The organism is Pseudomonas iranensis, assembly GCF_014268585.2.
Lineage (GTDB): Bacteria > Pseudomonadota > Gammaproteobacteria > Pseudomonadales > Pseudomonadaceae > Aquipseudomonas > Aquipseudomonas iranensis.
Map to the genome: position 1 here is coordinate 719,502 of NZ_CP077092.1, position 26,689 is coordinate 746,190.

Consider the following 26,689-nt stretch of genomic DNA (forward strand, 5'->3'; position numbering starts at 1 on the left):
CAGGCTCGCTCCCACAAAGGATCTGCATAGAGGTCCGCGTTAGAGGCACAGCGGTCCGCGCGGGTAGCGTTTGAGCGCTTTGATCAGTTCGTCACCCGGAATCGGTCGGTCGAACAGATAACCCTGGCCGACGTCGCAGCGATGTCGGCGCAGGAACGCCAGTTGCTCGGCGGTTTCGATGCCTTCGGCGACGACCTTGAGTTTGAGGTTGTGGGCCATGGCGATCACGGCGGAGGTGATTTCCATGTCGTCCTGGTTGTCGGGGATTTCATGGATGAAGCTGCGATCGATTTTGATGATGTCGATCGGGAATTTCTTCAGATAGCTCAGCGACGAGTACCCGGTGCCGAAGTCATCCATGGCCAGGGTCAGGCCCAGGCGCTTGAGTTGGTCGAGCTGCAGATGCGTGTCTTCGGTAGCTTCCAGCAGCAGGCCTTCGGTCAGCTCGAGTTCGAGCAGATTGGCCGGCAGCGCTTCCTCCCTGAGGATGTTGGCGATCGAGGCGACCAGATCCGGATCGGAGAACTGTTTCGGTGACAGATTGATTGCCACTTGCAGGTTGCCAAGGCCCGCAGCGGTCAAGGATTTGCTCATGCGGCACGCCTGACGGGCGATCCACTTGCCGATCGGAATGATCAGGCCGGTTTCCTCAGCGACGCTGATGAACTGGTCCGGGCGAATCATGCCGCGTTCCGGGTGGTTCCAGCGCAACAGCGCTTCCATGCCCAGCAGGCGACCGCTGCGCAGGCACAGCTTGGGCTGGTAGAACACGTCCAGTTCGTTCTGGGTCAGGGCGCGGCGCAGGTTGTTCTCGACGAACAGTTTGTAACTGGCCTCGGCGTTCAGCGCCTCAGTGAACACCTGCAACTGGTGTTTGCCGTTGGCCTTGGCCTTGTGCAGCGCCAGGCCGGCGTTGCGCATCAGGGTTTGCGGATCGCGCCCGTGCAGCGGCGCGCAGGCCAGGCCGACGGAGCCGGTGACACTGATCAGCTGGTTGTCGACGAACATCGGCTTGTCGAGGGTCATCAGCAACTGACTGGCGATCTGCTGCCCGGCTTCAAGATCGGTGTCGTCGAGCAACACGGCAAATTCGTTACTGGCAAAACGCGCCAGACTGCCACTCGGGCTGAGGCTGTTGCGCAGGCGCCGGGCGAGGCTGATCAACAGTTTGTCGCCGGTCTGGTGGCCGAGGCTGTCGTTGATCCGCTTGAAATTGTCGATGTCCACCAGCAACAGGCTGATCGGCGTATCGCTGTCGCGGGCGAAGCGCTCATCGAGATTGCGGATGAATGCCGGACGGTTGCCGAGGTTGGTCAGGTTGTCGGTATAGGCCAGGCGCTCGATACGTTGCTGCGCGAGTTTGGTCTGGGTGATGTCTTCGTAGATGCCGATGTAATGCGTCAGCTCACGGTTATCGCCATAGACCTTGGAAATCGACAGCTGGCCCCAGTACGGTTCGAGGTTCTTGCGGCGGCTCTTGAATTCACCCTGCCAGCTGTTGCTCTGGGCCAGCGCCGAAGGTGCGTCGAACAGCAGTTCGCTGAGATTTTCCAGCGCCGGCAATTCCGACAGGCGCTGACCGTGGACTTCCTCGGTGGTGTACTGGGTGATCGCGGTGAAGCTCGGGTTGACGTACTCGACCACGCCGTCGCAGTTGACCAGCAAGAAGGCGTTGGCGCTCTGCTCGACCGCGCGTTGAAACAGGTGCAGGGCGCTGGTGGCGGTGCGCCGGTTGTGGTTGTTGATCACCTGCGCGAACTGGTCGGCCAGTTCGCCGGCAAAGGCGATTTCGTCGGACTGCCAGGCGCGAGTGACGCCGGTCTGTTCCAGACACAACACGCCGACAACCTGGCCGTCGACGCGGATGCTGGCGTCGAGCATGGCGTTGACGTCACGCGGACGCATCGCCTCGGCCATCTCGCGGGTGCGCGGGTCGTGCATGGCGTTGTGGGCATCGATGGCGCGGCTGCTGTGCAGCGCTTCCATGTAATCGGGGAAGCCGCTGATATCGATCGGCTCCGGCAGGATGTATTCCTGGGTCGCACGATGGTAGGCGGAGATCGGCAGCAAGCGCTGGCCTTCGAGGTTCCACAGGCTGGCGCAGTCGATTTCGTAGATATCGCAGGCGCAGCGGGTGATCAGCTCGGCGGCTTCCTGCAGCGAGTTGTGCGTGCTGTAGCGCTGGCGTGCGAGTAGCAGAATCAGATCCTGCTGGGCGCGCACGCGTTCCAGATGCTGCAGTTGTTCCTGCTGGGCACGCTGGTTGAGCTCAAGGGCGATTTGCAGGCGCGAGTTCTGGGTTTCCAGATCCACCGAAGACAGCGCCTGGGTTTCGTCGAACACCTCGTCGACGGCCAGCAGGTAGCCGCGCAGCAAATGCCGGTTGTGCTGTTTGTAGGCTTCGCCCAGTTCAAGGATGTTCAACGCGCCGGCGGCAGTGTGCAGGGTGTAGCGCACCACGTAATGCGCGCTTTTGCTCAACTGCTGCTGGATCGCGTCATGCAGTTGGTAGCGCGCTTCGGGCTCCATCAGGCTGGCGTAGGGCGAGCCGACCAGTGCGCAGAGCTCGACGGCCGGCTGGCCGAACTGGCGTTCGCAGTTGGGATCAAGGAACAGCATCGCCCAACTGGCTTCATTCAAGCGCTCGAAACGCAGCATGCCGAGCCGCGAGGGCACAGGCAACTGCGTCACTACCTCGGCCGCCATACGGCTGGCGGCATCGGGCTGGCTCTTCATGAAGGAAACTCGCTTGGAAATATGCTGAATGCGCCGGGCTCTCGCCCTCTTGTCTGTTGGCTGCGGCAAGGTTGCATCATTGCGGCACCGACTGACAAGAGAGATGAAGGCCAAGTGCTATAAGAATATGTCGGCTGCAGTGAACATTTCTCCAGTGCACAACTGAAATGAGCAGAAGATCGCAGCCTTGAACAACTCTTGCAGGCGCCACGTAGCCATGCAGGAGCTGCCAAAGGCTGCGATCTTTCGGTGTTTCAACGCAATTTCAAACTGATCGACTGCAGCTTCTTGCCATCGCGATCATGGTAATTGACCAAAATCCGGTCAGCTTCGACGACCACATGCGCAAAGTTGTCCTGGCTCACCACGGCACTGGTCAGCTCGTGCCGATAATCACCGGCCACCGTGCGCACCAGCGGTTGATCGAGGATGAATGTCGACGCCTTGGCATACGGCAGCAATTTGCTGTTGTGCAGCGGCGAGGACACGATGGTGTGCACCTCGAAATCGGTGTCCTCGCTGTGACTCAAGCGACTGGTCAGCGAGCCATGGACGTCGCCGGAGACGAACACCACGTTCTTGATCCGGTGAGTGCGGATGGTTTCCAGCAGGCGCAGACGCTGCTCGGGGAAAGCTTTCCAGGCATCGTCACCGTTGAGTTTGCGATCGGGATAGAACATCACGCTGGTGACCACAAACTTTACCCGCGCCGGGCTGTGGATAAGCCATTGCAGCAATGCCTCCTCCTGCTCGACGTCGAGTATGCGTCGGTCCTCCTGCGACAGGTTGCGTCGGGTGCGACTGTCAGTCACGAACCAGGCGATATCGCCGTCGCCAAACTGATACCAGTAATGCCGCAGGGTCTGACGATCGATCTGGCCATTGTTGTTACATGCATAAACCGGGCTGTGACTGGCTTGATAAAGTTCATAAGCGGCCATGGCATTGCGATATAAATGCTTGTCCGCTTCTTTGGCATTGGCGGGCCAGTTATCTTCTATTTCATGATCGTCGAGCATCATGTAAGTCGATGTATTGGACATCAATCGTTGAATATTCGGTTGCGAGAATGCCGTTCGATACTTTTTCAGGATGTCTTTCGCTTCGCGATCCGGCGCAATGATATTCAAGTCATCTACATAAACCTGGTCCCCGGTCATGATCACCGCGCTGACCGGTAACTGGCTGTTTTCGATGAGTTGGCTGATCGAACCGAAGATGCGATCGCCCAGTTGCGGTAATGAAGCGATGCCGGCGGTAATTCGCAGATAACGGCACGAACCGACGATAAAGCCCCGGGGCTGGCTGGCTTGCGCGGTGCGGGTACGAAAGCGGTAGAGCTGTCGCGGCCATTGCAGTGGAAACTCCACCACTGTGTCGATGGTGTGTACCGGATTCATCGGGCTTAACCAGCCGGCTTGATATTCGTATTCACAATCGGCGTCCAGATCCTGTAATACCAGTACGCCCGACATGTCGTTGGCTGGATGCAAAAGTGCAAATACGCTGTTCGACCATTTTTCCGTGCCGGCCTTGCGGGCGCGAACTCCGGCAAATACACGCTTTTTGTCCTGTTGTTCGCCGCGCATGAAAATGCGCACTTCGTTAGTTGTGGTGTGGCCCACGATGGGGCCGATAGTCGGTTTGAACATGATCGATTCCGTTCGAGATTTTAATAAACAAGAATTAAATAAGCGGAGCGCATTGAAGCAACTTTCCTGAGCAGAGGTTAGTTGGCCGGCGGCAGAAAATATTGGCGTTAAGTGGACCAGACCTGTGGCCGATGTCAGCGCAGGTTGTAGGAAAGAGGCGCGATCCGGTTTATTTCAGCCAAAAAAAAGCCCCGTCAATTGACGGGGTTGAGGTACGAGCGTGTGGCGCTCGAAAGGGTGCAGCAAGCGGCCCTCCGTCGCCGGGGGGCCGTTTGAGTTACAGCAGGATGGTGCGGATGTCGCCCAACAGGCTGCCTAGACGCTGAGTGAAGCGTGCAGCAGCAGCGCCGTTGATCACGCGGTGATCGTAGGACAACGACAGTGGCAGCATCAGCTTCGGCTGGAAGGCTTTGCCGTCCCAGACTGGCTGGATGGTAGCCTTGGACACACCGAGGATCGCCACTTCCGGCGCGTTGACGATCGGCGTGAAGCCGGTGCCGCCAATATGACCGAGGCTGGAAATGGTGAAGCAGGCACCCTGCATCTCGTCCGAGGACAGCTTCTTGGTGCGGGCTTTTTCAGCCAGCGAAGCCGCTTCGGCTGCCAGTTGCAGCAGGCTCTTCTGGTCGACGTTCTTGATCACCGGCACCAGCAGGCCATCCGGGGTGTCGACGGCGAAGCCGATGTTCACGTATTTCTTGCGGATGATCGCCTTGCCGCTTGGTGCCAGCGAACTGTTGAAGTCCGGCAGCTCCTTGAGCAGGTGCGCGCAGGTCTTGAGCAACAGCGGCAGGATGGTCAGCTTGACGCCAGCCTTCTCGGCCACGGCTTTCTGCGCAACACGGAAGGCTTCCAGCTCGGTGATGTCCGCCGAGTCGAATTGCGTCACGTGTGGCACGTTGAGCCAGCTGCGGTGCAGGTTGGCAGCGCCGACCTGCATCAGGCGGGTCATCGGCACTTCTTCGATTTCGCCGAAACGGCTGAAATCGACCACCGGGATCGGCGGGATGCCCGCGCCACCGGTAGCGCCGCCAGCAGCGGCCGGTGCTTCCTTGGCCTTCTGCATCATCGCCTTGACGTAAACCTGCACGTCTTCCTTGAGGATGCGACCGTGCGGACCGCTGGCGCCAACGGCGCTCAGCTCGACGCCGAACTCACGAGCCAGTTGACGCACGGCAGGGCCGGCGTGAACTTTGGCGCCCGGTTTCGCTGGTGTAGCAGCCGGCGCTGCGGCTGGAGCGGCAGCAGGTGCAGCGGCAGCCGGAGCAGCAGGTGCCGGAGCGCTCGGTGCAGCCGCCGCAGCCGGGGCAGCAGCAGGAGCCGCGCCTTTGACTTTGAGCTTGAGGATCAGGTCGCCGGTACCGACTTCGTCATCCAGCTTGATCGAAACGCTTTCGACCACGCCAGCGGCAGGCGATGGAATTTCCATGCTCGCCTTGTCGGATTCCAGGGTGATCAGCGACTGGTCGGCTTCGACGGTATCGCCGGCCTTGACCAGTACTTCGATGATTTTTGCCTTGCCCGCCGACCCGATGTCCGGGACGTGGATGTCCTGAACGCTGTCAGCGGCCGGTGCAGCCGGAGCCGCCGCCGGGGCTGGCGCAGCGGCAGCAGCAGGCGCAGCAGCCTGAGCCGGAGCGGCCGCAGCAGGGGCCGCAGCACCCGCCACTTCCAGATCCAGAATCAGGTCGCCAGTGCCGACTTCGTCGTTGAGCTTGACGCTGATGGCCTTGACCACGCCAGCGGCAGGCGACGGGATTTCCATGCTCGCTTTGTCGGATTCCAGGGTGATCAGCGATTGATCAGCTTCGACGCTGTCGCCGACCTTGACCTGAATCTCGATGATCTGTGCCTTGCCCGACGAACCGATGTCCGGCACGTGCACTTGCTGTACCGAAGCGGCAGCAGGGGCAGCGGCAGGCGCGGCAGCAGCAGGTGCCGCAGCCGGTTTCTCTTCGGCTTTCGCAGCAGGTGCGGCGGCAGGTGCAGGGGCCGCTTCAGCGGCGTCCTCGACTTCCAGCTCGAGCAGTTCGTCGCCTTCTTTCAGACGGTCGCCCAGCTTCACTTTCAGGCTCTTGATGACGCCGGCTTTCGGGGCCGGCACTTCCATGCTGGCCTTGTCCGATTCCAGGGTCAGGATGCTCTGGTCGGCTTCGATGCGGTCGCCGACCTTCACAAACAGTTCAATTACTTCACCTTCACCGCTGCCGATGTCAGGTACGCGAATGAGTTCGCTCACAAAATGTCTCCTCAGCAGTCCAGTGGGTTGCGTTTTTCCGGGTCGATGCCGAACTTGGCGATGGCTTCGGCCACAACCTTGGGTTCGATATCACCACGGTCAGCCAGTGCTTCCAGGGCTGCCAACACCACGAAATGACGGTCGACTTCGAAGAAATGACGCAGTTTCTTGCGGCTGTCGCTGCGGCCGAAACCGTCGGTGCCCAGGACTTTGAATTCCTTGGACGGTACCCACTGACGGATCTGCTCGGCGAACAGCTTCATGTAGTCGGTAGAAGCAATGACCGGACCCTTACGGCCGTTCAGGCACTCTTCGACGTAGCTCAGCTTAGGCTTCTGGCCAGGCTTGAGACGGTTGCTGCGCTCTACGGCAAGGCCGTCGCGACGCAGTTCGTTGAAGCTGGTAACGCTCCATACGTCGGCGCCGACGTTGAACTCTTCACGCAGGATCTTCGCCGCTTCACGCACTTCACGCAGGATGGTGCCGGAGCCCATCAGCTGAACGTGGTGCGCCGCATCGCGAGTGTCTTCCTCGAGCAGGTACATGCCTTTCTTGATGCCTTCTTCGGCACCGGCCGGCATGGCTGGCTGCTGGTACGACTCGTTCATCACGGTGATGTAGTAGAAGATGTCCTGTTGCTCTTCGGTCATCTTCTTCATGCCGTCCTGAATGATCACCGCCAGCTCGTAGCCGTAGGTCGGATCGTAGGTGCGGCAGTTCGGGATGGTCGCGGCCAGCAGGTGGCTGTGACCATCTTCGTGTTGCAGACCTTCACCGTTCAGGGTGGTGCGGCCGGCGGTGCCGCCGATCAGGAAGCCACGGGTACGGCTGTCGCCAGCGGCCCAGGCCAGGTCGCCGATACGCTGGAAGCCGAACATCGAGTAGAAGATGTAGAACGGCAGCATCGGCTGGTTGTGGCTGGAGTACGACGTACCGGCGGCGATGAACGAGCTCATGGCACCGGCTTCGTTGATGCCTTCTTCAAGGATCTGACCTTTCTGGTCTTCCTTGTAGAACATCACCTGGTCCTTATCGACTGGCTCGTAGAGCTGGCCGACGGAGGAGTAGATACCCAACTGACGGAACATGCCTTCCATACCGAAGGTACGGGCTTCGTCCGGGATGATCGGGACGATGCGCGGGCCGATTTCCTTGTCCTTGACCAGTTGCGCGAGGATCCGCACGAAAGCCATGGTGGTGGAAATTTCACGGTCGCCCGAGCCATCGAGGATGGCTTTCAGGGTGTCCAGATCCGGGGTCGGTACGCTGAAGCTCTGCGCGCGGCGCTGCGGCACGAAACCGCCCAGTGCGGCACGGCGCTCGGCGAGGTAGCGGGCTTCGGCGCTGTTTGGCTCTGGCTTGAAGAACGGCAGGTTCTCCAGCTCTTCGTCCTTGACCGGAATGTCGAAGCGGTCGCGGAACAGCTTCAGGCTGTCGACGTCGACTTTCTTGGTGTTGTGCGCAGTGTTTTTCGCTTCGCCGGCACCGGTGCCATAACCTTTGATGGTCTTGGCGAGGATGACGGTCGGTTGTTCCTTGTGGTTGACCGCTTCGTGGTACGCCGCGTAGACCTTGTACGGGTCGTGGCCGCCACGGTTGAGTTTCCAGATCTCGTCGTCGGACAGATCGGCAACCATCGCCTTGAGTTCAGGCGTGTTGAAGAAATGCTCGCGAACGAACGCGCCGTCTTTGGCTTTGTAGTTCTGGTATTCGCCGTCGATGACTTCGTCCATGCGGCGTTGCAGGATACCGTCGACGTCTTTGGCCAGCAGCGGGTCCCAGAAACGGCCCCAGATGACTTTGGTCACGTTCCACTGAGCACCGCGGAACACGCCTTCGAGTTCCTGGATGATCTTGCCGTTGCCGCGAACCGGGCCGTCGAGGCGCTGCAGGTTGCAGTTGATGACGAAAATCAGGTTGTCCAGCTTCTCGCGGCCGGCCAGGGAGATCGCGCCCAGGGATTCCGGCTCGTCGCACTCGCCGTCGCCCAGGAAGCACCAGACCTTCTGTTTGCCCGGCTGGATGAAACCGCGGTGCTCCAGGTACTTCATGAAGCGCGCCTGGTAGATCGCCTGGATCGGACCCAGACCCATCGATACGGTCGGGAACTGCCAGAAGTCAGGCATCAGCCAAGGGTGCGGATAGGACGACAGGCCTTGACCATCGACTTCCTGACGGAAGTTGTTCATCTGGTCTTCGGTGATGCGGCCTTCCATGAATGCACGGGCGTAAACGCCTGGCGAGGTGTGGCCCTGGAAGTAGATCAGGTCGCCGCCGTGTTCGTCGGTCGGGGCCTGGAAGAAATAGTTGAAGCCGATGTCATACAGGGTCGCACTGGAAGCGAAGCTGGAGATGTGACCACCCAGGTCCGAATCTCGCAGGTTCGTGCGCATTACCATGGCCATCGCGTTCCAGCGTACCAGCGAGCGAATGCGGCGTTCCATGAACAGGTCGCCAGGCATGCGTGCTTCGTGGGTAACTGGGATCGTGTTGCGGTAAGGCGTGGTGATCGCGTAAGGGAGCTGCGAGCCGCTGCGGGTCGCGAGTTCGCCCATACGGGTCATCAGATAGTGAGCACGGTCTTCGCCTTCTTTGTCGAGAACCGATTCCAGGGCGTCCAGCCATTCCTGGGTTTCGACGGGATCGAGGTCTTGCATGGCTTGCTCCAGGGCGGAAAGGCTTCCAGAATCGGTTGCCTGAGTTTGCGACTGGCCTTGTGGGCAGACGATTTAAAATTCTTGGATTGCCGACAGGTTGTTCCGGCGGCGTGTAGTTTTACTACAAATCTTCCGGCATTTCAGCCTTTCGAATGTATAGACGAGTAGTAAAACTACAGATGAAAGGCTTGTGGCCTCCGACTGCGTTGTGAGAATAATCGTTAAGGCGGGTCGATTTCCATCCGAATAAGGTGAAAGTTTGATGCTGGATGCCAAAGAAGAAGAAATTTCAGCTATTTCTAACTTTTGTTCGACAGTCCTTCACGTAGCGGGTTTTCATCATTCACTACAAGCGGCGCTCAATACGCCGATCAAGGATAGACCATGACCCTGCCCGTGCTTGCCGAACTGCCCGCCATTCTCCTGCCGTTGGTCAGCCGATCCGAGCAGTCGTTCCGTACGTCCGTCGCCGCCCTTGAAGACGATCACGGCCTGTCGAACTGGACGCCGGAGCGCTGGGCGCAATTCGCCCGCGTCAGCGCCGCCAGCGAATTTGTCATTGAACAGAGCATTCGTGACCCTTTGATGTTGTTGTCGCTGGTGGCGTCCGGCGAACTTGATCGAGCGTTTGCGCCCGGCGAGCTGTGCGCACAGATCGCCGCCGCTGTGAACGCCGCGCAGAGCGAGGACGAACTAGGCCGCGCCTTGCGCCGCCAGCGCGCACGCCATCAGGTGCGAATCATCTGGCGCGACCTGACCCGTCAGGCCGATCTGGTGCAGACCTGCCGCGACCTCTCGGACATGGCCGACGCTACCATCGATCAGGCTTATCAATGGCTGTACAGCCGCCATTGCGAGCAATTCGGCACGCCGACCGGGCGGCGCAGCGGTGAGCCGCAGCAGATGGTCATCCTCGGCATGGGCAAGCTCGGCGCGGTCGAGCTGAATCTGTCTTCCGACATCGACCTGATCTTCGCCTACCCCGAAGGCGGCGAAACCGTCGGCGTGAAACGCTCGCTGGATAATCAGGAATTCTTCATCCGCCTCGGCCAGCGTCTGATCAAGGCGCTGGATCCCATGACGGTCGACGGCTTCGTCTTCCGCGTCGACATGCGCCTGCGTCCATATGGATCGTCTGGTGCGCTGGTGCTCAGCTTCAACGCGCTGGAGCAGTATTACCAGGATCAGGGCCGCGACTGGGAACGCTACGCGATGATCAAGGCGCGGGTGGTGGCTGGCGATCAGGTTGCCGGCACGCAGTTGCTCGATATGCTGCGGCCGTTCGTTTATCGGCGCTATCTGGACTTCTCGGCGATCGAAGCGCTGCGCACCATGAAGCAGTTGATCCAGCAGGAAGTGCGGCGCAAGGGCATGGCCGACAACATCAAGCTCGGCTCCGGCGGCATCCGGGAAGTCGAGTTCATCGCTCAGGCTTTTCAGTTGATCCACGGTGGCCGCGACCTGAGCCTGCAACAGCGTCCTCTATTAAAGGTGTTGAGCACGCTGGAAGGGCAAGGCTATCTGCCGCCGGCGGTGGTCAGTGAGTTACGCGAGGGTTACGAGTTTCTGCGTTACACCGAACATGCCATTCAAGCGATTGCCGACCGTCAGACGCAGATGCTGCCGGACAGCGCTCAGGATCAGGCGCGGATCGCCTTCATGCTGGGCTTCGCCGATTGGTCGGCGTTCCACGAACAGCTGATGTACTGGCGCGGGCGCGTGGCCTGGCATTTCGCCCAGGTGATCGCCGATCCCGATGAGGAAGAGGGCAGCGAAAGCGAAGTGGTGGTCGGTGGTGAGTGGCTGCCGCTGTGGGAGGAAGAACAGGACGAAGAGGCCGCGTGCCGGCAGTTGCAGGAAGGCGGTTTCGTCGATGCCGGCAAAGCCCTGAAAGCGCTGGCCGGTTTGCGTGGCAGTCCGCAATTGCGCGCGATGCAGCGGCTGGGACGCGAACGTCTGGATGCGTTCATTCCGCGACTGCTTGCGCAAGCGGTGGAGCATGACAATCCCGATCTGGTGCTCGAGCGCGTGCTGCCACTGGTGGAAGCGGTGGCGCGGCGTTCGGCGTATCTGGTTTTGCTCACGGAAAACCCCGGTGCGCTGCGCCGCCTGCTGACCTTGTGTGCGGCGAGCCCGTGGATTGCCGAGCAGATCACGCGCTTCCCGCTGCTGCTCGACGAATTGCTCAACGAGGGCCGGCTGTTCAAGCCGCCGCTGGCGCCGGAACTGGCGGCCGAGTTGCGCGAACGCCTGACGCGAATTCCCGAAGACGACCTCGAGCAGCAAATGGAAGCCCTGCGCCATTTCAAACTGGCGCACCGCTTGCGCGTCGCCGCTTCGGAAATTGCAGGCAGCCTGCCACTGATGAAAGTCAGCGATTACCTGACCTGGCTGGCCGAAGCGATTCTCGAACAGGTGCTGGCCCTGGCCTGGCGGCAGACTGTGGCCAAGTACGGCACGCCGCTGCGCACCGACGGCACTCTGTGCGATCCTGGCTTCATCATTGTCGGTTATGGCAAAGTCGGCGGTATCGAATTGGGGCATGGTTCCGATCTGGATCTGGTGTTCATCCATGACGGCGATCCGCAGGCGGAAACCGACGGGCCGAAATCCATCGACGGCGCGCAGTTCTTCACGCGCCTGGGGCAGCGGATCATCCACCTGCTCACGGCGCAGACCAACTCCGGCCAGCTGTATGAAGTGGATATGCGCCTGCGGCCCTCCGGTGCTTCCGGGCTGCTGGTGAGTTCTCTCGGCGCGTTCGCCCGCTATCAGGAAAACGAAGCCTGGACCTGGGAGCATCAGGCCCTGGTGCGCGCGCGGGTGCTGGTGGGCAGTCAGGATGTTGGCCAGGCCTTCGAGAAAGTCCGCGCGCAGGTATTGGGCAAACCTAGGGATCTGGCCAAACTGCAACAGGAAGTCAGCGAGATGCGCGCCAAGATGCGCGACAACCTCGGCACCCGCAGCACCGCAGCCGGCACGGCGGCGAATGCGTTCGACGCGGGCGTGCCGTTCGACCTCAAGCAGGACGCCGGAGGTATCGTCGATATTGAATTTATGGTGCAATACGCGGCCCTGGCGTGGTCGCACAGCCATCCACCGCTGCTGCGCTGGACCGATAACATCCGCATTCTGGAAGAGCTGGAACACGAAGGGCTGATGCCCGCCGAAGATGCCAGTCTGTTGCGCGAGGCCTACAAGGCCTACCGCTCCGCCGCCCACCGGCAGGCCTTGCAGAAGGACGCCGGGGTAATACCGGGCGACCAGTTTGCCGAGGAACGCCGGCAGGTTTTGCGGATATGGAAAGAGATGGGGCTAAGCTGAAAAGCGCCAATGAAGACAATGAGATTCAAAAGGTGGGAGCGAGCCTGCTCGCGAAGGCGGAGTGTCAGTCGGCATTTGTTTTGAATGTACTGGCCCATTCGCGAGCAGGCTCGCTCCCGCAGTGATCTGCGCTGAAATGCAGATGTTGAAACAGATGCAAAACCCTGTGGGAGCTGGCTTGCCAGCGATAGCGGAGTATCAGACGACAATAGTGTTGAATGTGAAGACCCCATCGCGGGCAAGCCCGCTCCCACAGTAGATCTACAGTGTTTGTAGAATTATCGAGGCGGGGAGGCGTAAATGCCTCCCCGGCTCGTTTTTGGAAACCACATGAATATTCTGATCGTTGGGCCCAGTTGGGTCGGTGACATGGTGATGGCGCAGACACTGTTTCAGTGTCTCAAGCAGCGCCACCCGCAATGCGCAATCGACGTGCTGGCGCCCGAGTGGAGCCGGCCGATCCTCGAGCGCATGCCCGAAGTGCGCAAGGCTTTGAGCTTCCCGCTCGGCCACGGCGCGCTGGAACTGGCGACGCGCCGACGCATCGGCAAGACCCTGCGCGGTCAGTACGATCAGGCGATCCTGCTGCCCAACTCGCTGAAATCGGCACTGGTGCCGTTTTTTGCCGGCATCCCGAAACGCACCGGTTGGCGCGGCGAATTCCGCTATGGCCTGCTCAACGATGTGCGCACTCTCGACAAAGAACGTTACCCGCTGATGATCGAGCGTTTCATGGCGCTGGCCTATGAAGCGAACGCCGAGCTGCCGAAGCCGTACCCGCGCCCGAGTCTGCAAATCGACCCGGTGACCCGCGAAGCGGCACTGGCCAAATTCGGCCTGACCCTTGATCGCCCGGTCCTGGCCCTGTGCCCCGGCGCCGAGTTCGGCGAATCCAAGCGCTGGCCGTCCGAGCACTACGCCAAGGTCGCCGAAGCGCGCATCCGCGAAGGCTGGCAGGTGTGGCTGTTCGGCTCGAAAAACGATCACGCGGTCGGCGAAGACATCCGCGCCCGGTTGATCCCGGGGCTGCGCGAAGAATCGGTCAACCTCAGCGGCGGCACCTCGCTGGCCGAGGCCATTGACCTGCTCTCATGCGCCGATTCCGTTGTGTCCAATGACTCCGGCCTGATGCACGTCGCTGCGGCATTGAATCGTCCGCTGGTCGCGGTATACGGCTCGACCTCGCCGGGCTTCACCCCGCCGCTGGCCGAGCAGGTCGAGATCGTGCGCCTGGGCATCGAATGCAGCCCGTGCTTCGATCGAACTTGCCGGTTCGGCCATTACAACTGCTTGCGCCAGCTGATGCCGGACGCGGTCAACGATGCCTTGCAGAAGTTGCAGGGCTCCGTGGTCGAGGTTCATTAACTTGCGGGTATTGCTGATCAAGACTTCATCGCTGGGCGACGTGATTCACGCGTTGCCAGCGCTGACCGACGCCGCCCGGGCGATCCCGGGCATCAAGTTCGACTGGGTGGTGGAAGAGGGCTTCGCCGAGATTCCGAGCTGGCATCCGGCGGTCGATAAAGTGATTCCGGTGGCGATCCGCCGCTGGCGCAGGAATTTGTGGAAAACCATCACCAGCGGCGAGTGGAAACGCTTCAAGCAAAGCGTGCGCGCCAATAAATACGATCTGGTGATCGACGCTCAAGGCCTGCTGAAAAGTGCCTGGCTGACCCGCTACGTCAAAGCCCCGGTGGCCGGCCTCGATAAAACTTCCGCGCGCGAGCCGATGGCTGCGCGCTTCTACGATCGTAAACTCGCTGTCGCCCGAGGCCAGCACGCCGTCGAGCGCGTACGCCAGTTATTCGCCATCGCTCTGGGTTACGACTTGCCCAAAGGCCTCGGCGATTACGGCCTCAACGTCGAGCGACTGGTCGAGTTGCCACGCAAGAACGCTTACGTGGTGTTCCTCCACGGCACCACTTGGGACACCAAGCACTGGCCGGAAATCTACTGGCGCGAGCTGACCGAGCGGGTCGGCTACCTCGGCGTTGGCGTGAAGCTGCCGTGGGGCAACCCTCAGGAAAAGGCCCGCGCCGAACGCATCGCTGCCGGCTTCAAACACGCCGAAGTGCTGCCGAAGCTCAATCTGGCCGGCGTCGGCAAAGTCCTCGCCGGCGCGCAAGCCTGCGTGGCGGTGGACACCGGGCTCGGCCATCTGGCCGCTGCGCTGGATGTACCGACGATTTCGTTGTTCGGCCCGACCAACCCGGGCCTCACCGGCGCCTACGGCAAGCTGCAGATTCACTTGGCCAGCGACTTCCCGTGCGCGCCCTGCATGCAGAAAAAATGTACCTATCAACCGACCGAGCAGGATGCCCGTCAGTTTGACCTGAAACGCGAGCAGCCATTGTGCTTCACGCGTGTGAACCCCGAGCGTGTTGCCAGCCGACTGAGCACGTTGTTAATGGCTGAGGAGCTGCGCTGATGCAATTGGCATTTGTCCTGTACAAATATTTCCCGTTCGGCGGCTTGCAGCGCGATTTCATGCGCATCGCCCTCGAATGCCAGAAGCGCGGCCATCAGATTCGCGTCTACACGCTGATCTGGGAAGGCGACGTGCCGCCGGGTTTCGAAGTGCTGGTGGCGCCGGTCAAGGCATTCTTCAACCATCGTCGCAATGAAAAGCTCAGCGCATGGATGGCAGCGGATCTGGCCAAGCGCCCGGTCGATCGCTTGATCGGCTTCAACAAGATGCCGGGCCTTGACGTCTACTACGCCGCCGACGGCTGCTTTGAAGACAAGGCGCAGAACCTGCGCAACTCGCTGTATCGCCGCTGGGGTCGCTATCGCCACTTCGCCGAGTACGAGCGCGCGGTGTTCGCCAAGGACGCGAAGACCGAAGTGCTGATGATTTCCGAAGTGCAGCAGCCGCTGTTCATCAAGTATTACGACACGCCGCTCGAGCGTTTCCACCTGCTGCCGCCGGGCATTGCTCAGGATCGTCGGCGGCCGGCGAATGCCGATGAGATTCGCGCCGGTTTCCGCGCTGAATTCAATCTCAAGGACGACGAGTTGCTGCTGGTGCAGATCGGCTCCGGCTTCAAGACCAAGGGTGTCGATCGCAGCCTCAAGGCACTGGCCGCGCTGCCGGCCGAGTTGAGAAAACGCACCCGGCTGTTTGTAATCGGCCAGGATGACCCCAAATTGTTCCAGATGCAGAGTGCGACGCTGGGCCTGGGCGACAATGTGACCTTCCTCAAAGGGCGCAGCGATATCCCGCGTTTCCTGCTCGGCGCCGACCTGTTGATTCACCCGGCCTACAACGAAAACACCGGCACCGTGCTGCTTGAAGCGCTGGTGGCCGGTTTGCCGGTGTTGGTCAGCGCGGTCTGCGGTTACGCCCATTACATTGCCGAGGCCGATGCCGGGCGAGTGCTGGACGAGCCGTTCGAGCAGGCGCAGCTGACGCAATACCTGACCGAGATGTTGAGCAACGACGCTGCACGTGCGGCCTGGAGCCGCAACGGTCTGGCCTTCGCCGAGACGGCCGACCTCTACAGCATGCCGCAGCACGCGGCGGATGTGATTCTGGCGGAGCACGCTTAATGAAGTTGATGCTGGCTGAACCGTTCAAAAGCCTTTGGGCCGGACGCGACCCGTTCGCCGCAGTCGAGGGCTTGCAGGGCGAGGTATACCGCGAGCTGGAAGCGCGCCGGACATTGCGCACGGAAGTCGACGGCCATGGTTTTTTCGTCAAGATTCACCGTGGCATCGGTTGGGGCGAAATCTTCAAGAACCTGCTGACCGCCAAGCTGCCGGTGCTCGGCGCAGGGCAAGAGTGGAAGGCCATCCAGCGTCTGCAGGAAGTCGGCGTGCCGACCATGACCGCCGTCGCCTACGGCGAGAAGGGCAGCAACCCGGCGGATCAGCATTCGTTCATCGTCACCGAAGAACTCGCGCCGACCATCAGCCTTGAAGACTTCAGCATTGACTGGGTCAAGCAGCCGCCGGAGCCAACACTCAAGCGCGCACTGATTGCCGAAGTCGCGCGGATGACCGGGATGATGCACCGCGCCGGGGTTAATCACCGCGACTGCTACATCTGCCATTTTCTGCTGCACACCGACAAACCGGTCACACCGCAGGATTTCAAACTCTCGGTGATCGATCTGCACCGTGCCCAAACCCGCGCGAAAATCACTCAGCGCTGGCGCAACAAGGATCTGGCGGCGCTGTACTTCTCGGCGTTGGACATCGGCCTGACCCGCCGCGACAAACTGCGTTTCCTCAAGGGCTATTTCCAGCAACCGCTGCGGCAGATTCTGGCAGAAGAGGCGCCACTGCTGAGCTGGCTGCAAGGCAAGGCCGACAGCCTCTACGCGCGCAAACAGCGTTACGGGGATGCGCTCTGATGGCGGGCTGGACACTTGAACCGCAGTACAGCGAACTCGCCGAGGACTTCGGCAGCCTCGAAGCGGTGTTTGCGTTACAGGGCGAACGCCTGACCCGCGATCCGCTGTCGGAGGTGGTTCGGGTGCAGCGCGACGGGGTCAATTACTACGTCAAACGCTACGTCGGCGCCGGTAAGGGCCTGCGCCGTTACCTCGGCAAGCCGCGGGTAAAAATGGAATGGCAGAACCTCAAGCGCTTCGCCAAGTGGGGCATCCCCACGGCCGAGGTGGTGGCCTGGGGCCTGGAGCGGCGCGGCGCGGCCTACGATCGGGGTGCGATGATCACCCGTGAGCTGCCCAATACCGAAGACCTCTCGGCGCTGGCCGAGCGCAAGGATCCCCGGCTCAAGGATCGCGCCTGGGTCGACGGTGTCAGCCAGCAATTGGCCGGTTACACCCGGACCATGCACGACCATCGGTTTACGCATAACGATTTGAAATGGCGCAACCTGCTGATCGACGATCAGGCGCGCATCTTCCTCATCGACTGCCCCAACGGCGAATTCTGGCGCGGCTTCTGGCTCAAGTACCGGATCACCAAGGACCTCGCCTGTCTCGACAAACTGGCCAAATATCACCTGTCCAACACCCAGCGCCTGCGCTTCTACAAGCAGTATCGCCAGTGTGATCGGCTCGATGTCGCCGACAAGAAACGGATTCGCCACGTGGTGAGATTTTTTGAGGGGCGCGAATGACTGATTTTCTTGCCGAACAGGACCGCGCACTGCTGGAGCGCCACGGTCTCGGCAATTTCGACGCACTGTGGGCAAAACAGCTTGAAGCTGTGGATGAGCCCAACACTGCCGGAGGCGGCTGGAGCAGCGTGTTCCGCCTGGATCTTGACGGCCAGGGCTATTACCTCAAGCGACAGAGCAATTACCTGACGCGGACCTTGCAAGCGCCGTTTGGCGAGCCAAGCTTTGCCCGCGAATTTCGCAACATCAGCCGTTACCGCAAGTTGGGCATACCGGCATTGCAGGCAGCCTTTTTCGGTGAGCGCAAGGTCGCCGGGGAAGTGCGCGCCATTCTGCTCACCCGCGCCCTGGATGGCTGGAGCGACCTGGATTCGTTGCTGGCGCGCTGGACGCAGCTCAGTGCCGCGCAGCATTCGGCCGTTCTCACCGCTTGCGGGCTGTTGGCGCGGCGGCTGCACGGCGCGCGTCAGGTGCATGGCTGTTTCTATCCCAAACATATTTTTCTGCGCGCCACCGGCGACGGCTATGAGGCGCAACTGATCGATCTGGAGAAAACCCGGCCGTTGCTGTTCGGCATGCGTGATCGGGTCAAGGATCTGGAGCCGTTGCAACGCCGAGCGCCGCAGTGGAGCGAGGCCGACTTGCGCCAATTGCTTGCGGCTTATCTCGACCAGCCGACTGACAGCTCGTTGCTCGACAGCTGGCTGACCCGACTGACAGCGCGGCGCAGCCACAAGGAGACCCGCTGATGCAATTGTCCGAGCTGGCCCGCTCCGGGCGCGCACCCACACTGCCATTGACCGTTACCCTGGCGGACGCCGCCGGTGCGGCGGATTTACAGTTGCTGAGCCTGCTGCGGGTGTTGCCCGGGCAGCGTTACGTTGGCGCAGGTGTCTGGCGCGGTCGGCCGGTGTTGGCCAAGTTGCTGGTCGGCAGCAAGGCCGCCCGGCATTTCCAGCGGGAGCTGGACGGTGTGCGCCTGCTCGCTGCGCAAAACCTGACCACGCCGCTGCTGTTGGCCGATGGACTGAAGGACGGCGAGGGTGGCTGGCTGCTGTTCAAATTTCTTGAGGGTTCCGAGAGCCTCGGTGATGCCTGGGCCGAGGTCGAGTCTCTGCCGGCGCTGGCCGATGAGCAGACCGCCGTTCTGGCCGAAGCGCTGGATGCGATCGGTCGGATGCACGGCAAAGGACTCTGGCAGGAAGATCTGCACCTGGACAATCTGCTGCGCCACGGCGGTCAGTTGTACCTGATCGATGGCGCCGGCGTTCGTGCGGAAACGGCGGGGCAGCCCTTGTCCCGGCAGAAAGTGCTGGAAAATCTCGGCGTGTTTTTCGCCCAGTTGCCAAAATCACTCGAACCGTTCACCGAAGAACTGCTGGTGTATTACCTGCTGAGCAACAGCGAGCATGCGTTGCCGCTGGAGGCGTTGCAAAAACAGATCGACAAGGTGCGCAACTGGCGACTCAGGGATTACCTGATCAAGGTTGGCCGCGACTGCACGTTGTTCGCCGTGCAGCGCGGCGCATTTGCCCTGCGCGCCGTTCGCCGTGAAGAAGCAGCGGCCATGCTGCCGGTGCTTGAGCAGGCTGACGCCTTGCTTGATCAGGGGCACCTGTACAAGACCGGCGGCGCGGCCAGCGTCGGCAAAGTCGAGATAGCCGGGCGGGCTCTGGTTATCAAGCGCTACAACATCAAGAATTTCGCCCATTGGCTCAAACGCTTCTGGCGCCCGAGTCGGGCCTGGCATTCCTGGCGTGAGGGCAATCGCCTGGCGTTCCTTGGCATCGCCACGCCGAAACCGCTGGCGGTACTGGAGAAGCGCTTCTTGTGGCTGCGCCGCAGTGCCTATCTGGTCACCGAATACCTGCCCGGGCCGGACATTATCGAGCGCTTTGCGCCGTACGTGGAAAATGGCCAGGCGCCGGAAGCCGAGTTGCTGGCGCTTGATCAACTGTTTGCCCGATTGATTGCCGAGCGCATCAGTCATGGCGACTTCAAGGGTCACAATCTGTTCTGGCAGACGGATCGCTGGGCGCTGATCGATCTCGACTCGATGTGTCAGCACGCCTCGGTTGGCAGTTTTGCCTCGGCTTACGCCCGCGATCGCGCGCGCTTCATGCGCAACTGGCCTGAACGCAGCGCGTTGTATCGAGTCATTGATCAGCGGTTGCCGAAGGAAGTCTCCAGCGCAGGGTGAGTTCTTCTCACGAGCAGGCTCGTTCTTGCAATGGGCCTGGTCCACTGCGAAACGGAGTCTGTGGGCAGTAGCGGACAAAATACAGCGATCTGTCCTACAACTTCTCCAGAAGCCATGAACTGTGCCCTGCTCGGGCTCGATGCTAATTTGCCTGACGATCTCGGAGGGCGAATCTTGAGCATGAAAAAAATTCTGATGCTGGGCGTAATTTCTGTGGTGCTCTCAGGCTGTGGCAGTGTCTCGACCGTTTTACAGGGCGACGCCGATGCTGCCCGTGACCTGCGCAAAAAGAAGACCTACTGCCAATCGATTCCGCGCATCTACAGTGGTCTGGCCTTCGATTTTTGCACTCTGAATGCGCCGCCTGATCCTACGGGCATGCTGGCGCCCTTTGTGTTACTCGATCTTCCGCTGTCCGCCGTGTTCGATACCGTTTCCTTGCCCTATACGATTTACCGGCAAATCGAGGATGGCAATCTCAGTATCTATTGGCGTCCCAATCGCGGGTGACTTTGTGCAGTTTTGTCTTTTTGAAAACCGGGGCGAGGTGCGCGAGGTTCTTGAAGGCGTAGAGCCTCAACACACCGACGCGAGATACAGTGACTTCGTCATTTATGTTGATGAAAGCGGTGATCACGGAATGCAGCGGTTGGACCCTTACTATCCGATTTTCGTACTTGCTTTCTGTGTCTTCATAAGCGCCACTATTGCGAAAAGGTCATCCCAGCCGTTCAGAAGTTCAAGTTCAATCACATGGGACATGATCTGATCGGGCTGCATGAGCTTGAGATTAGAAAAGAAAAAGGCGCTTTCTCTAGTATGTTTACCTCAAAGGCGCATAAGCATGCGTTTCTTGCCGAATTGACCGGCATCATTGAGGCCAGCAATTTTGTCTTGATCAGCTGTGTCATCGACAAAGCTCCACTTCGCGAAAAGCAGGGTTCTCTGGAGAATCCGTATCACCTGGCGCTCGGCTTCTGTCTGGAAACTCTCTACGATTTTTTACTTGAGAAGGGCCAGGACCATGCATCGACGCACGTGATTTTTGAGCGTCGAGGAAAGCGGGAAGATAACGAGCTGGAGTTAGAGTTTCGCAGAATGTGCGGTGGTGCGAACCGGTTGGGGGTGCAACTGCCGTTCGACATCGTCTTTGCCACAAAACAAGTCAATTCCACCGGCTTACAGCTGGCTGACCTCGTTGCGAGACCCATTGGTATGAGTGTCTTGAGAGCGGGTCAGGAAAACCGCGCGTTCGAAGTGCTCAAGCGCAAGTTTTATTGCAGCGGTGGGCGCACAAACGCTGGAGAAGGCTTCGAGAATTGGGGCTTGAAGATTTTCCCGCCTCCAGAAAGCGAAAAGCCCCGGTGATCTCACCGAGGCATTAGCGCCGACCGGGATCCCCCAGTCCATTTGCGTTGGAGTCTATTGCGACGTCCAAAGCGTGTCAACGTGGCGACTGCCTGTTCCTGCTAGAGGCTTGCGGGCGCTTTTACGCTATAATCCCGCCCTTTAGCTGCCACTCGCCCTGTGCGAGGGCACATCAATTTTCAAGGCGCATCGCGCCTGCATGCAGACTAAAGAGGCTAGACCCCTGTGGCATTGACGATTCTTGGCCTGTCCGGCGCCCTTAGCCATGATCCTTCCGCAGCCTTGTACATCGACGGCAAGCTGGTCGCGGCGGCTGAGGAAGAGCGCTTCGTACGCGATAAACATGCAAAGAACCGCATGCCCTACGAATCGGCGAAATTCTGCCTCGAGCAAGCCGGTATCAAACCTTCCGACGTTGACGTGGTGGCGATTCCATTCGCCCCGATCAGCCTGTTCGGCAAGGCCCGCTGGCATTACGCCAAGCGCTACTGGTACGCGCCGGATCGTGCTCTCGATGCGATCCTGATGGGCAACCGTCGCTACAAGCGCTATCGCAACAAGATTGTCTGGTGCCTCGAGCAACTGGGCTTCGATCCGAAGAAAATCAAGATCGAGCCGGTCGAACATCACCTGGCTCACGCCTCCAGTGCTTATCACTGCTCGGGTTTCAAAGAGAAAACCGCAATCCTCGGCATCGACGGTAAAGGTGAATACGCCACGACCTTTTTCGGTTATGGCGAAAACGGCAAGATCCACAAGATCAAGGAATTCTTCGACCCGGATTCCCTCGGTGGTTTGTACGGTGCGATCACTGAATTCCTCGGTTTCGAGATGCTCGACGGCGAGTTCAAGGTCATGGGCATGGCGCCGTACGGCGACGCCAGCAAATATGATTTCTCGCGTCTGGCCTCGTTCGAGAACGGCGAGCTGGTGATCAACACCGACTACGCCAACGTCATCGGCCTGCGTCGTTATAAAGAAAAGGGCAAAGGCTTCTACTTCTCGCCGAAGCTGATCGAGTGGCTGGGTCCGAAGCGCGAAGGCGACATCGCCGACGAGCCTTACATCCACTACGCCGCGAGCATGCAAGCGCTGTTCGAGAAGCTGGCGTTGCAGATGATCGACTACTACCTGGGCGACGTGCTCAAGGAAACCGGCAAACTGGCTTTCGCCGGTGGCTGTGCCTTGAACGTCAAGCTGAACCAGAAAATCATCGCGCGCGACGACATCAAAGAGCTGTTCGTACAGCCTGCGTCCGGCGATGCCGGCACCGCGGTCGGCGCTGCTGCTTACGTGTCGCACGCCCGTGGCGTACCGGTCGAGAAGATGGAACACGTCTACCTCGGCCCGTCGTACAGCAACGAGGACGTGATTGCCGCCTGCGCCCGTCACGAGAACAAGCCGACCTGGCGCAAGCTCGACAACATGCCCGAGCAGATCGCCAAAATCATGGTCGATGGCAACCCGGTAGCCTGGTTCCAGGGCCGCATGGAATTCGGCCCGCGGGCGCTGGGTGGCCGTTCGATCATCGGCTGCCCGAGCGTGGCCGGTGTCGCCGACCGCATCAACCACCAGATCAAGTTCCGCGAGCGCTGGAGGCCTTTCTGCCCGTCGATGCTCGACACCGTCGCGCCGCAGATGATCAAGATCGATCACCCGGCACCATTCATGACTTTCACCTTCGAAGTCGCCGAAGAATGGAAAACCCGCGTGCCGGAAGTTGTCCATGAAGACGGTACTTCCCGGGCTCAAGTGCTCAAGCGCGAATACAATCCGCGCTACTACGACATGATGAAGGCGCTGGAAAACCTCACCGGCAATGGCGTCTCGCTTAACACTTCGCTCAACCGTCGTGGCGAGCCGATGATCTGCTCGCCGACCGACGCGCTGAACATGTTTTTCGGCTCTGACCTGCAATATCTGATCATGGAAGACATTCTGGTGGTCAAAGAGGGCGCGAACGCTTATGACTCGCTCGGCTGAACGCCATGTGCTGCAGTTCTGTCACGGCTATGACGGGCCGTTCCTGGACTGCGCGCGGCAGTACGCCAGCCTGTTCGCCGGCACCGGCTATCGGGTGACCACGGTGTTTCTCACCGGGGCCGCCGATAGCGAGGTGGCCGCAGCGTGCGCTTCCGATGAAGTGTTGTTCATGGAGTACAGCTCCAAAGCCATTCGTGGCCTGAAACTGGGGGCTATCGGCGATCTGCGCAAGATCGTCGCCTCACGCAATTTCAGTCTTTGCATCGCCCATCGCTTCAAGCCGATCTATATCGCCTTGCTTGGCACCTCGCTGCCGGTGATTGGTGTGCACCACGCATTCGGCGATTACCAGCGTGGCACGCGCAAGCTCTTCGCACATATTTTCCGCAAGCGCCTGAGCCTGCTCGGGGTATCGGATGCGGTGCGCGACGACATGCGGCGCTGCCTGCCGAAGTGGCCGTCAAGCCGAATCCAGACGTTGTACAACCGCATCGATGTGCCGGCGCTGCAAGCCAGTCAAGTAGCGGCCGAGCAAGCGCGTCAGATCCTCGGGCTGTCGCCGGATGCCTGGATCGTCGGCAACGTCGGCCGCCTGCACCCGGACAAGGATCAGGCCACGTTGCTGCGCGGGTTTGCCCAGGCGCTGCCGGGCCTGCCGGACAACAGTCAGCTGGCCATTCTCGGCAGCGGTCGTCTGGAGCAGGATCTCAAGGCGCTGGCGCGCGAGCTGGGGATTGCCGATCGAGTGCTGTTTCTCGGTCAGGTGCCTGATGCGCGCAACTACTTTCGCGCCTTCGATGTATTTGCCCTGAGCTCCGATCACGAGCCGTTCGGCATGGTGCTGCTGGAGGCCATGGCCGCCGGCTTACCGTTGCTGGCCACCGCGTGCGGCGGGGCGAAGGAAGTGGTGGAGGGTGTGGGCATTCTGTTTCCACTCGGCGATGCCGAACATCTGGCTCAAGGGCTGCAACACCTGGCCGCGATGGATGAGCCGCAGCGTCGTCAATGTGCACAGATGATGCTCGAGCGACTGCATGAGCATTTCTCCGACCGTGCAGTGCGCGAGACCTTCTGGCGCCTGCCGCCAGTTACCGATCTGGCAACGAGGGGCTGATGCTCAACCGATTTCAAGGCTGGCGCGAACGTGGCTGGTCGCCCGTTGACGCCTCGACCTATGCCACTGCCTGGCAGCGTTATGGCGGCAGTGTCGCAACGCATCCGCTGGTCATCGAGCGCTTGGCGGACCTGGCCGGGATCCCGGTGCGTTATCTGGCCTGGCAGCCGCAGGGCGACATCAAAGCCGCCATCGCTACCTGGGGTCGCGATCTGGCGCTGTCCAAGGACGTGCTCAAACGCAACGGCAAGAAAGGCCTGTTCGACCTCGGCAATGCCGAGCTGATTCTGCCTGCCGCCGTAGATGCTCAGGCACCGCTGCGTCATCGGGCGCGATATCTGTCGGCACTCAACGAAGGCCGTTTCAGTGGCCTGAAGTTGCAGACTGAACAGCTGGCCATGGCCCGCACCCCGGAAGAATTGTCGAAAAAGTTCCGCTACAACCAGCGTCGCGAATTGCGCCTGCTGGAAGAAGCGGGCGGTGTGGTGCGAGCGGTCAGCGAGTTTTCCAGCGTTGAACTGGCAGCGATGTACTGCGATCTGTTCCAGCGCCGTTGGGGTTTTCCGGCCACCGGTGCGGCGCGCATGGCCGAGGTCATCGAGTTGCTGCGCGAGCTGTTGATCGGCTCGGTCATTTTCCTCAACGATGCGCCGATTGCGATTCAACTGGTCTACCGCGTCGAGGCGCCGGAATGGATCAGTGTCGAATATGTGAATGGCGGCGTTGATCCCGAGACCCGCGAGTTCAGCCCCGGCAGCGTGCTGAGCTTTCTCAATACGCAAAGCGCCTGGGAACATGCACGGGCACTCGGCAAGCCGTTGCGGTTTTCGTTCGGTCGCGCTGACCGTGAATACAAGGATCGCTGGTGCAACCCTGTGCCGGTCTTCACCGTATGAGTCAGACCATGAGCCGCAAACAGCAATTGCTCAAGCGCCATCGACGCAATAAACGCGTGACTGTGCTGGTCGCTTTGATCGCCATCATCGCGCTGAGCGTGCTGGTCGCCTGGTGGCTGGCGCCGGTGTTGCTGATCGGCGGCTGGATCGCCCATGAAGCGTGGTTTGCCGATCATCTGTTCTACGCCCCGAGCGACGATTACCAATACAGCTTCCCGCCGTACACGCCGCAGCCGAAGGTGCATCTGAACGGCGAGCAGCTGCGTCTGGACGAAGGGGTGATGCTGGGCGATGACGCCATGCTGATCCTGGCTGTGCGGGTCAAAAGTACCTGGCTGGGACGTTTTCTTGATCCTCGCGTCGAGTTGTCGGGCGGCGGCAATCCTGACGTGCAGACTTTTGAACGCGGTGTCGGCGGCCTGCGCTATCTGAACCTCAGCGGTCAGGCGCAAGCATTGTCCGAAGGAGTATTGCGTCTGCGCGGCCGTTTCTGTCGAGTGTCGGGCGAGCCGGTGCTGTGGGCGCTGGGACACGCCGATTACCGTCGTCAGCGGGTCATGGTCATTGCCCCTCACGCGGATGATGCGGAGCTGGCGGCGTTCGGCTTGTACAGTCAGGCCGATGAAGCCTGGATCGTTACCCTGACTGCTGGTGAAATCGAGGCCGAACACTATCAGCAGATGGGCATGAGCAAGGTCGACGCCGCGCGGCTGAAGGGACGTTTGCGCGCCTGGGACAGCCTCACTGTGCCGCAATGGGCCGGAGTCGCCCAGCAGCGCTGCGTGCAGTTGGGCTATTTCTGCCTGCAACTGGCCGCGATGCGTGACAGGCCGGATCTACCGGTGGGCTCGCGCGAAGCGGACTTGAGCGATACCCGCCTGTTCCGTCAATTCAATCCATTTGTGCTCCCGGGGGATGCCGATGGCGCGCCGACCTGGAACAATCTGCTGGCCGATCTGCGCGAAACGATGCTGCGCGCTCGTCCGGACGTCATCGTGCTGCCGCATCCGGCGCTCGACCCGCATCCTGACCACATCTGCGCGCAGCAGGCTGTGCTTGAAGTGTTGAAAAGTCTGGACTGGCAGCCGACGCTGCTCGGTTATGCCAACCACCTGCACGATAACGACCGGTGGCCGATGGGTAATAGTGGTGAAGGCGTGGCTCTGCCGCCAGCCTTTGATGCTGGCGTGCCGGTGCAGCCTGTATGCCTGGCGTTGTCCGCAGAGCAGCAGCGTGACAAAGCCATGGCCCTGGGCATGATGCATGACTTGCAGCCGCCTGCGCCGTTCAAGCGTCGCTTGCGTCGCAGCCTGCAGCGATCGCTGGCTGGGCGCTCCGGTTCGCCTTATGGCGAAAACGAATTTTTCCGCAAGGCGGTTCGGCGACATGAACTGTTCTGGCGTTTGTAACGACACAGGCGCCCGCGCAAGA

At 60.6% G+C, this 26,689-nt stretch carries 18 protein-coding genes and 1 pseudogene; 15 read left to right on the forward strand and 4 right to left on the reverse strand.

All coding sequences use genetic code 11. The features are described 5' to 3' along the window. Window positions 1-39 precede the first annotated feature (39 nt). The 4 genes from HU724_RS03200 to aceE all read right to left on the reverse strand — a co-directional run bounded on the left by HU724_RS03200 (window position 40) and on the right by aceE (window position 9,284). Entirely contained in the window at window positions 40-2,736 is a 2,697-nt protein-coding gene (locus HU724_RS03200) for a putative bifunctional diguanylate cyclase/phosphodiesterase (RefSeq protein ID WP_186567461.1), read from the reverse strand. A gap of 254 nt (window positions 2,737-2,990) precedes the next feature. Continuing rightward, entirely contained in the window at window positions 2,991-4,388 is a 1,398-nt protein-coding gene (locus tag HU724_RS03205) for an alkaline phosphatase D family protein (RefSeq protein ID WP_186567459.1), read from the reverse strand. A gap of 277 nt (window positions 4,389-4,665) precedes the next feature. Further along, window positions 4,666-6,627: a dihydrolipoyllysine-residue acetyltransferase gene (gene aceF, locus HU724_RS03210; RefSeq protein ID WP_186567457.1), complete on the reverse strand. Its 1,962-nt coding sequence runs from the start codon at window positions 6,625-6,627 to the stop codon at window positions 4,666-4,668. An 11-nt stretch (window positions 6,628-6,638) separates the two neighbouring features. Further along, the gene (aceE, locus tag HU724_RS03215; protein ID WP_101156503.1) at window positions 6,639-9,284 is read right to left on the reverse strand and encodes a pyruvate dehydrogenase (acetyl-transferring), homodimeric type; all 2,646 of its coding nucleotides are present in this window, start codon (window positions 9,282-9,284) and stop codon (window positions 6,639-6,641) included. 262 nt (window positions 9,285-9,546) lie between these two features. Here aceE and HU724_RS27715 point away from each other — a divergent pair, with 262 nt between their 5' ends. The 15 genes and pseudogenes from HU724_RS27715 to HU724_RS03285 all read left to right on the forward strand — a co-directional run bounded on the left by HU724_RS27715 (window position 9,547) and on the right by HU724_RS03285 (window position 26,667). Beyond that, window positions 9,547-9,672 carry a hypothetical protein gene (locus tag HU724_RS27715; protein ID WP_256205860.1) on the forward strand — a complete coding sequence of 42 codons (126 nt, stop codon included), beginning with the start codon at window positions 9,547-9,549 and terminating at the stop codon, window positions 9,670-9,672. Next, the gene (glnE, locus tag HU724_RS03220) at window positions 9,669-12,608 is read left to right on the forward strand and encodes a bifunctional [glutamate--ammonia ligase]-adenylyl-L-tyrosine phosphorylase/[glutamate--ammonia-ligase] adenylyltransferase (protein ID WP_186567455.1); all 2,940 of its coding nucleotides are present in this window, start codon (window positions 9,669-9,671) and stop codon (window positions 12,606-12,608) included. Before HU724_RS27715 ends, glnE begins: the two co-directional genes overlap by 4 nt. A gap of 330 nt (window positions 12,609-12,938) precedes the next feature. After that, complete coding sequence (waaF, locus tag HU724_RS03225) at window positions 12,939-13,973, forward strand: lipopolysaccharide heptosyltransferase II (RefSeq protein ID WP_186567453.1); 1,035 nt, start codon at window positions 12,939-12,941, stop codon at window positions 13,971-13,973. Between the two features lies 1 nt (window position 13,974). Beyond that, window positions 13,975-15,036: a lipopolysaccharide heptosyltransferase I gene (gene waaC / locus HU724_RS03230; RefSeq protein ID WP_186567451.1), complete on the forward strand. Its 1,062-nt coding sequence runs from the start codon at window positions 13,975-13,977 to the stop codon at window positions 15,034-15,036. After that, window positions 15,036-16,157 (forward strand): glycosyltransferase family 4 protein, encoded by a 1,122-nt coding sequence (locus tag HU724_RS03235; RefSeq protein WP_073471643.1) that lies wholly within the window; start codon window positions 15,036-15,038, stop codon window positions 16,155-16,157. Before waaC ends, HU724_RS03235 begins: the two co-directional genes overlap by 1 nt. Then, window positions 16,157-16,963, forward strand: coding sequence for a lipopolysaccharide core heptose(I) kinase RfaP (gene rfaP / locus HU724_RS03240; RefSeq protein ID WP_186567449.1), 807 nt, complete (start codon window positions 16,157-16,159; stop codon window positions 16,961-16,963). Before HU724_RS03235 ends, rfaP begins: the two co-directional genes overlap by 1 nt. After that, entirely contained in the window at window positions 16,963-17,697 is a 735-nt protein-coding gene (locus HU724_RS03245; RefSeq protein WP_160769214.1) for a lipopolysaccharide kinase InaA family protein, read from the forward strand. Before rfaP ends, HU724_RS03245 begins: the two co-directional genes overlap by 1 nt. Then, the gene (locus HU724_RS03250) at window positions 17,694-18,446 is read left to right on the forward strand and encodes a lipopolysaccharide kinase InaA family protein (RefSeq protein ID WP_024011323.1); all 753 of its coding nucleotides are present in this window, start codon (window positions 17,694-17,696) and stop codon (window positions 18,444-18,446) included. The genes HU724_RS03245 and HU724_RS03250 overlap by 4 nt, the downstream gene beginning before the upstream one ends. Then, the gene (locus HU724_RS03255) at window positions 18,446-19,897 is read left to right on the forward strand and encodes a lipopolysaccharide kinase InaA family protein (RefSeq protein WP_186567447.1); all 1,452 of its coding nucleotides are present in this window, start codon (window positions 18,446-18,448) and stop codon (window positions 19,895-19,897) included. The genes HU724_RS03250 and HU724_RS03255 overlap by 1 nt, the downstream gene beginning before the upstream one ends. A gap of 180 nt (window positions 19,898-20,077) precedes the next feature. Beyond that, a complete protein-coding gene (locus tag HU724_RS03260) occupies window positions 20,078-20,407 on the forward strand; it encodes a YceK/YidQ family lipoprotein (RefSeq protein ID WP_371915143.1) in 330 nt (109 codons plus the stop codon). Further along, window positions 20,367-21,265: pseudogene (locus HU724_RS03265) on the forward strand (DUF3800 domain-containing protein). Before HU724_RS03260 ends, HU724_RS03265 begins: the two are co-directional and overlap by 41 nt. A 225-nt stretch (window positions 21,266-21,490) precedes the next feature. After that, window positions 21,491-23,248: a carbamoyltransferase family protein gene (locus tag HU724_RS03270; protein ID WP_007967355.1), complete on the forward strand. Its 1,758-nt coding sequence runs from the start codon at window positions 21,491-21,493 to the stop codon at window positions 23,246-23,248. Further along, a complete protein-coding gene (locus tag HU724_RS03275; protein ID WP_186567445.1) occupies window positions 23,232-24,362 on the forward strand; it encodes a glycosyltransferase in 1,131 nt (376 codons plus the stop codon). The genes HU724_RS03270 and HU724_RS03275 overlap by 17 nt, the downstream gene beginning before the upstream one ends. Next, window positions 24,362-25,258: an antimicrobial resistance protein Mig-14 gene (locus HU724_RS03280; RefSeq protein WP_186567443.1), complete on the forward strand. Its 897-nt coding sequence runs from the start codon at window positions 24,362-24,364 to the stop codon at window positions 25,256-25,258. Before HU724_RS03275 ends, HU724_RS03280 begins: the two co-directional genes overlap by 1 nt. An 8-nt stretch (window positions 25,259-25,266) precedes the next feature. Then, the gene (locus HU724_RS03285) at window positions 25,267-26,667 is read left to right on the forward strand and encodes a PIG-L deacetylase family protein (protein ID WP_186567441.1); all 1,401 of its coding nucleotides are present in this window, start codon (window positions 25,267-25,269) and stop codon (window positions 26,665-26,667) included. Window positions 26,668-26,689 lie beyond the last annotated feature (22 nt).

Excerpts from the sequence above, each read along its gene's own strand:
- HU724_RS03235 (WP_073471643.1), top strand. The coding sequence starts at position 15,036 with ATGCAATTGGCATTTGTCCTGTACAAATATTTCCCGTTCGGCGGCTTG.
- glnE (WP_186567455.1), top strand. The coding sequence starts at position 9,669 with ATGACCCTGCCCGTGCTTGCCGAACTGCCCGCCATTCTCCTGCCGTTG.
- HU724_RS27715 (WP_256205860.1), top strand. The coding sequence starts at position 9,547 with ATGCTGGATGCCAAAGAAGAAGAAATTTCAGCTATTTCTAACTTTTGT.
- HU724_RS03255 (WP_186567447.1), top strand. The coding sequence starts at position 18,446 with ATGCAATTGTCCGAGCTGGCCCGCTCCGGGCGCGCACCCACACTGCCA.
- HU724_RS03245 (WP_160769214.1), top strand. The coding sequence starts at position 16,963 with ATGGCGGGCTGGACACTTGAACCGCAGTACAGCGAACTCGCCGAGGAC.
- aceE (WP_101156503.1), bottom strand. The coding sequence starts at position 9,284 with ATGCAAGACCTCGATCCCGTCGAAACCCAGGAATGGCTGGACGCCCTG.
- rfaP (WP_186567449.1), top strand. The coding sequence starts at position 16,157 with ATGAAGTTGATGCTGGCTGAACCGTTCAAAAGCCTTTGGGCCGGACGC.
- HU724_RS03285 (WP_186567441.1), top strand. The coding sequence starts at position 25,267 with ATGAGCCGCAAACAGCAATTGCTCAAGCGCCATCGACGCAATAAACGC.
- HU724_RS03250 (WP_024011323.1), top strand. The coding sequence starts at position 17,694 with ATGACTGATTTTCTTGCCGAACAGGACCGCGCACTGCTGGAGCGCCAC.
- waaF (WP_186567453.1), top strand. The coding sequence starts at position 12,939 with ATGAATATTCTGATCGTTGGGCCCAGTTGGGTCGGTGACATGGTGATG.
- HU724_RS03260 (WP_371915143.1), top strand. The coding sequence starts at position 20,078 with ATGAAAAAAATTCTGATGCTGGGCGTAATTTCTGTGGTGCTCTCAGGC.
- HU724_RS03200 (WP_186567461.1), bottom strand. The coding sequence starts at position 2,736 with ATGAAGAGCCAGCCCGATGCCGCCAGCCGTATGGCGGCCGAGGTAGTG.
- HU724_RS03205 (WP_186567459.1), bottom strand. The coding sequence starts at position 4,388 with ATGTTCAAACCGACTATCGGCCCCATCGTGGGCCACACCACAACTAAC.
- HU724_RS03275 (WP_186567445.1), top strand. The coding sequence starts at position 23,232 with ATGACTCGCTCGGCTGAACGCCATGTGCTGCAGTTCTGTCACGGCTAT.
- HU724_RS03280 (WP_186567443.1), top strand. The coding sequence starts at position 24,362 with ATGCTCAACCGATTTCAAGGCTGGCGCGAACGTGGCTGGTCGCCCGTT.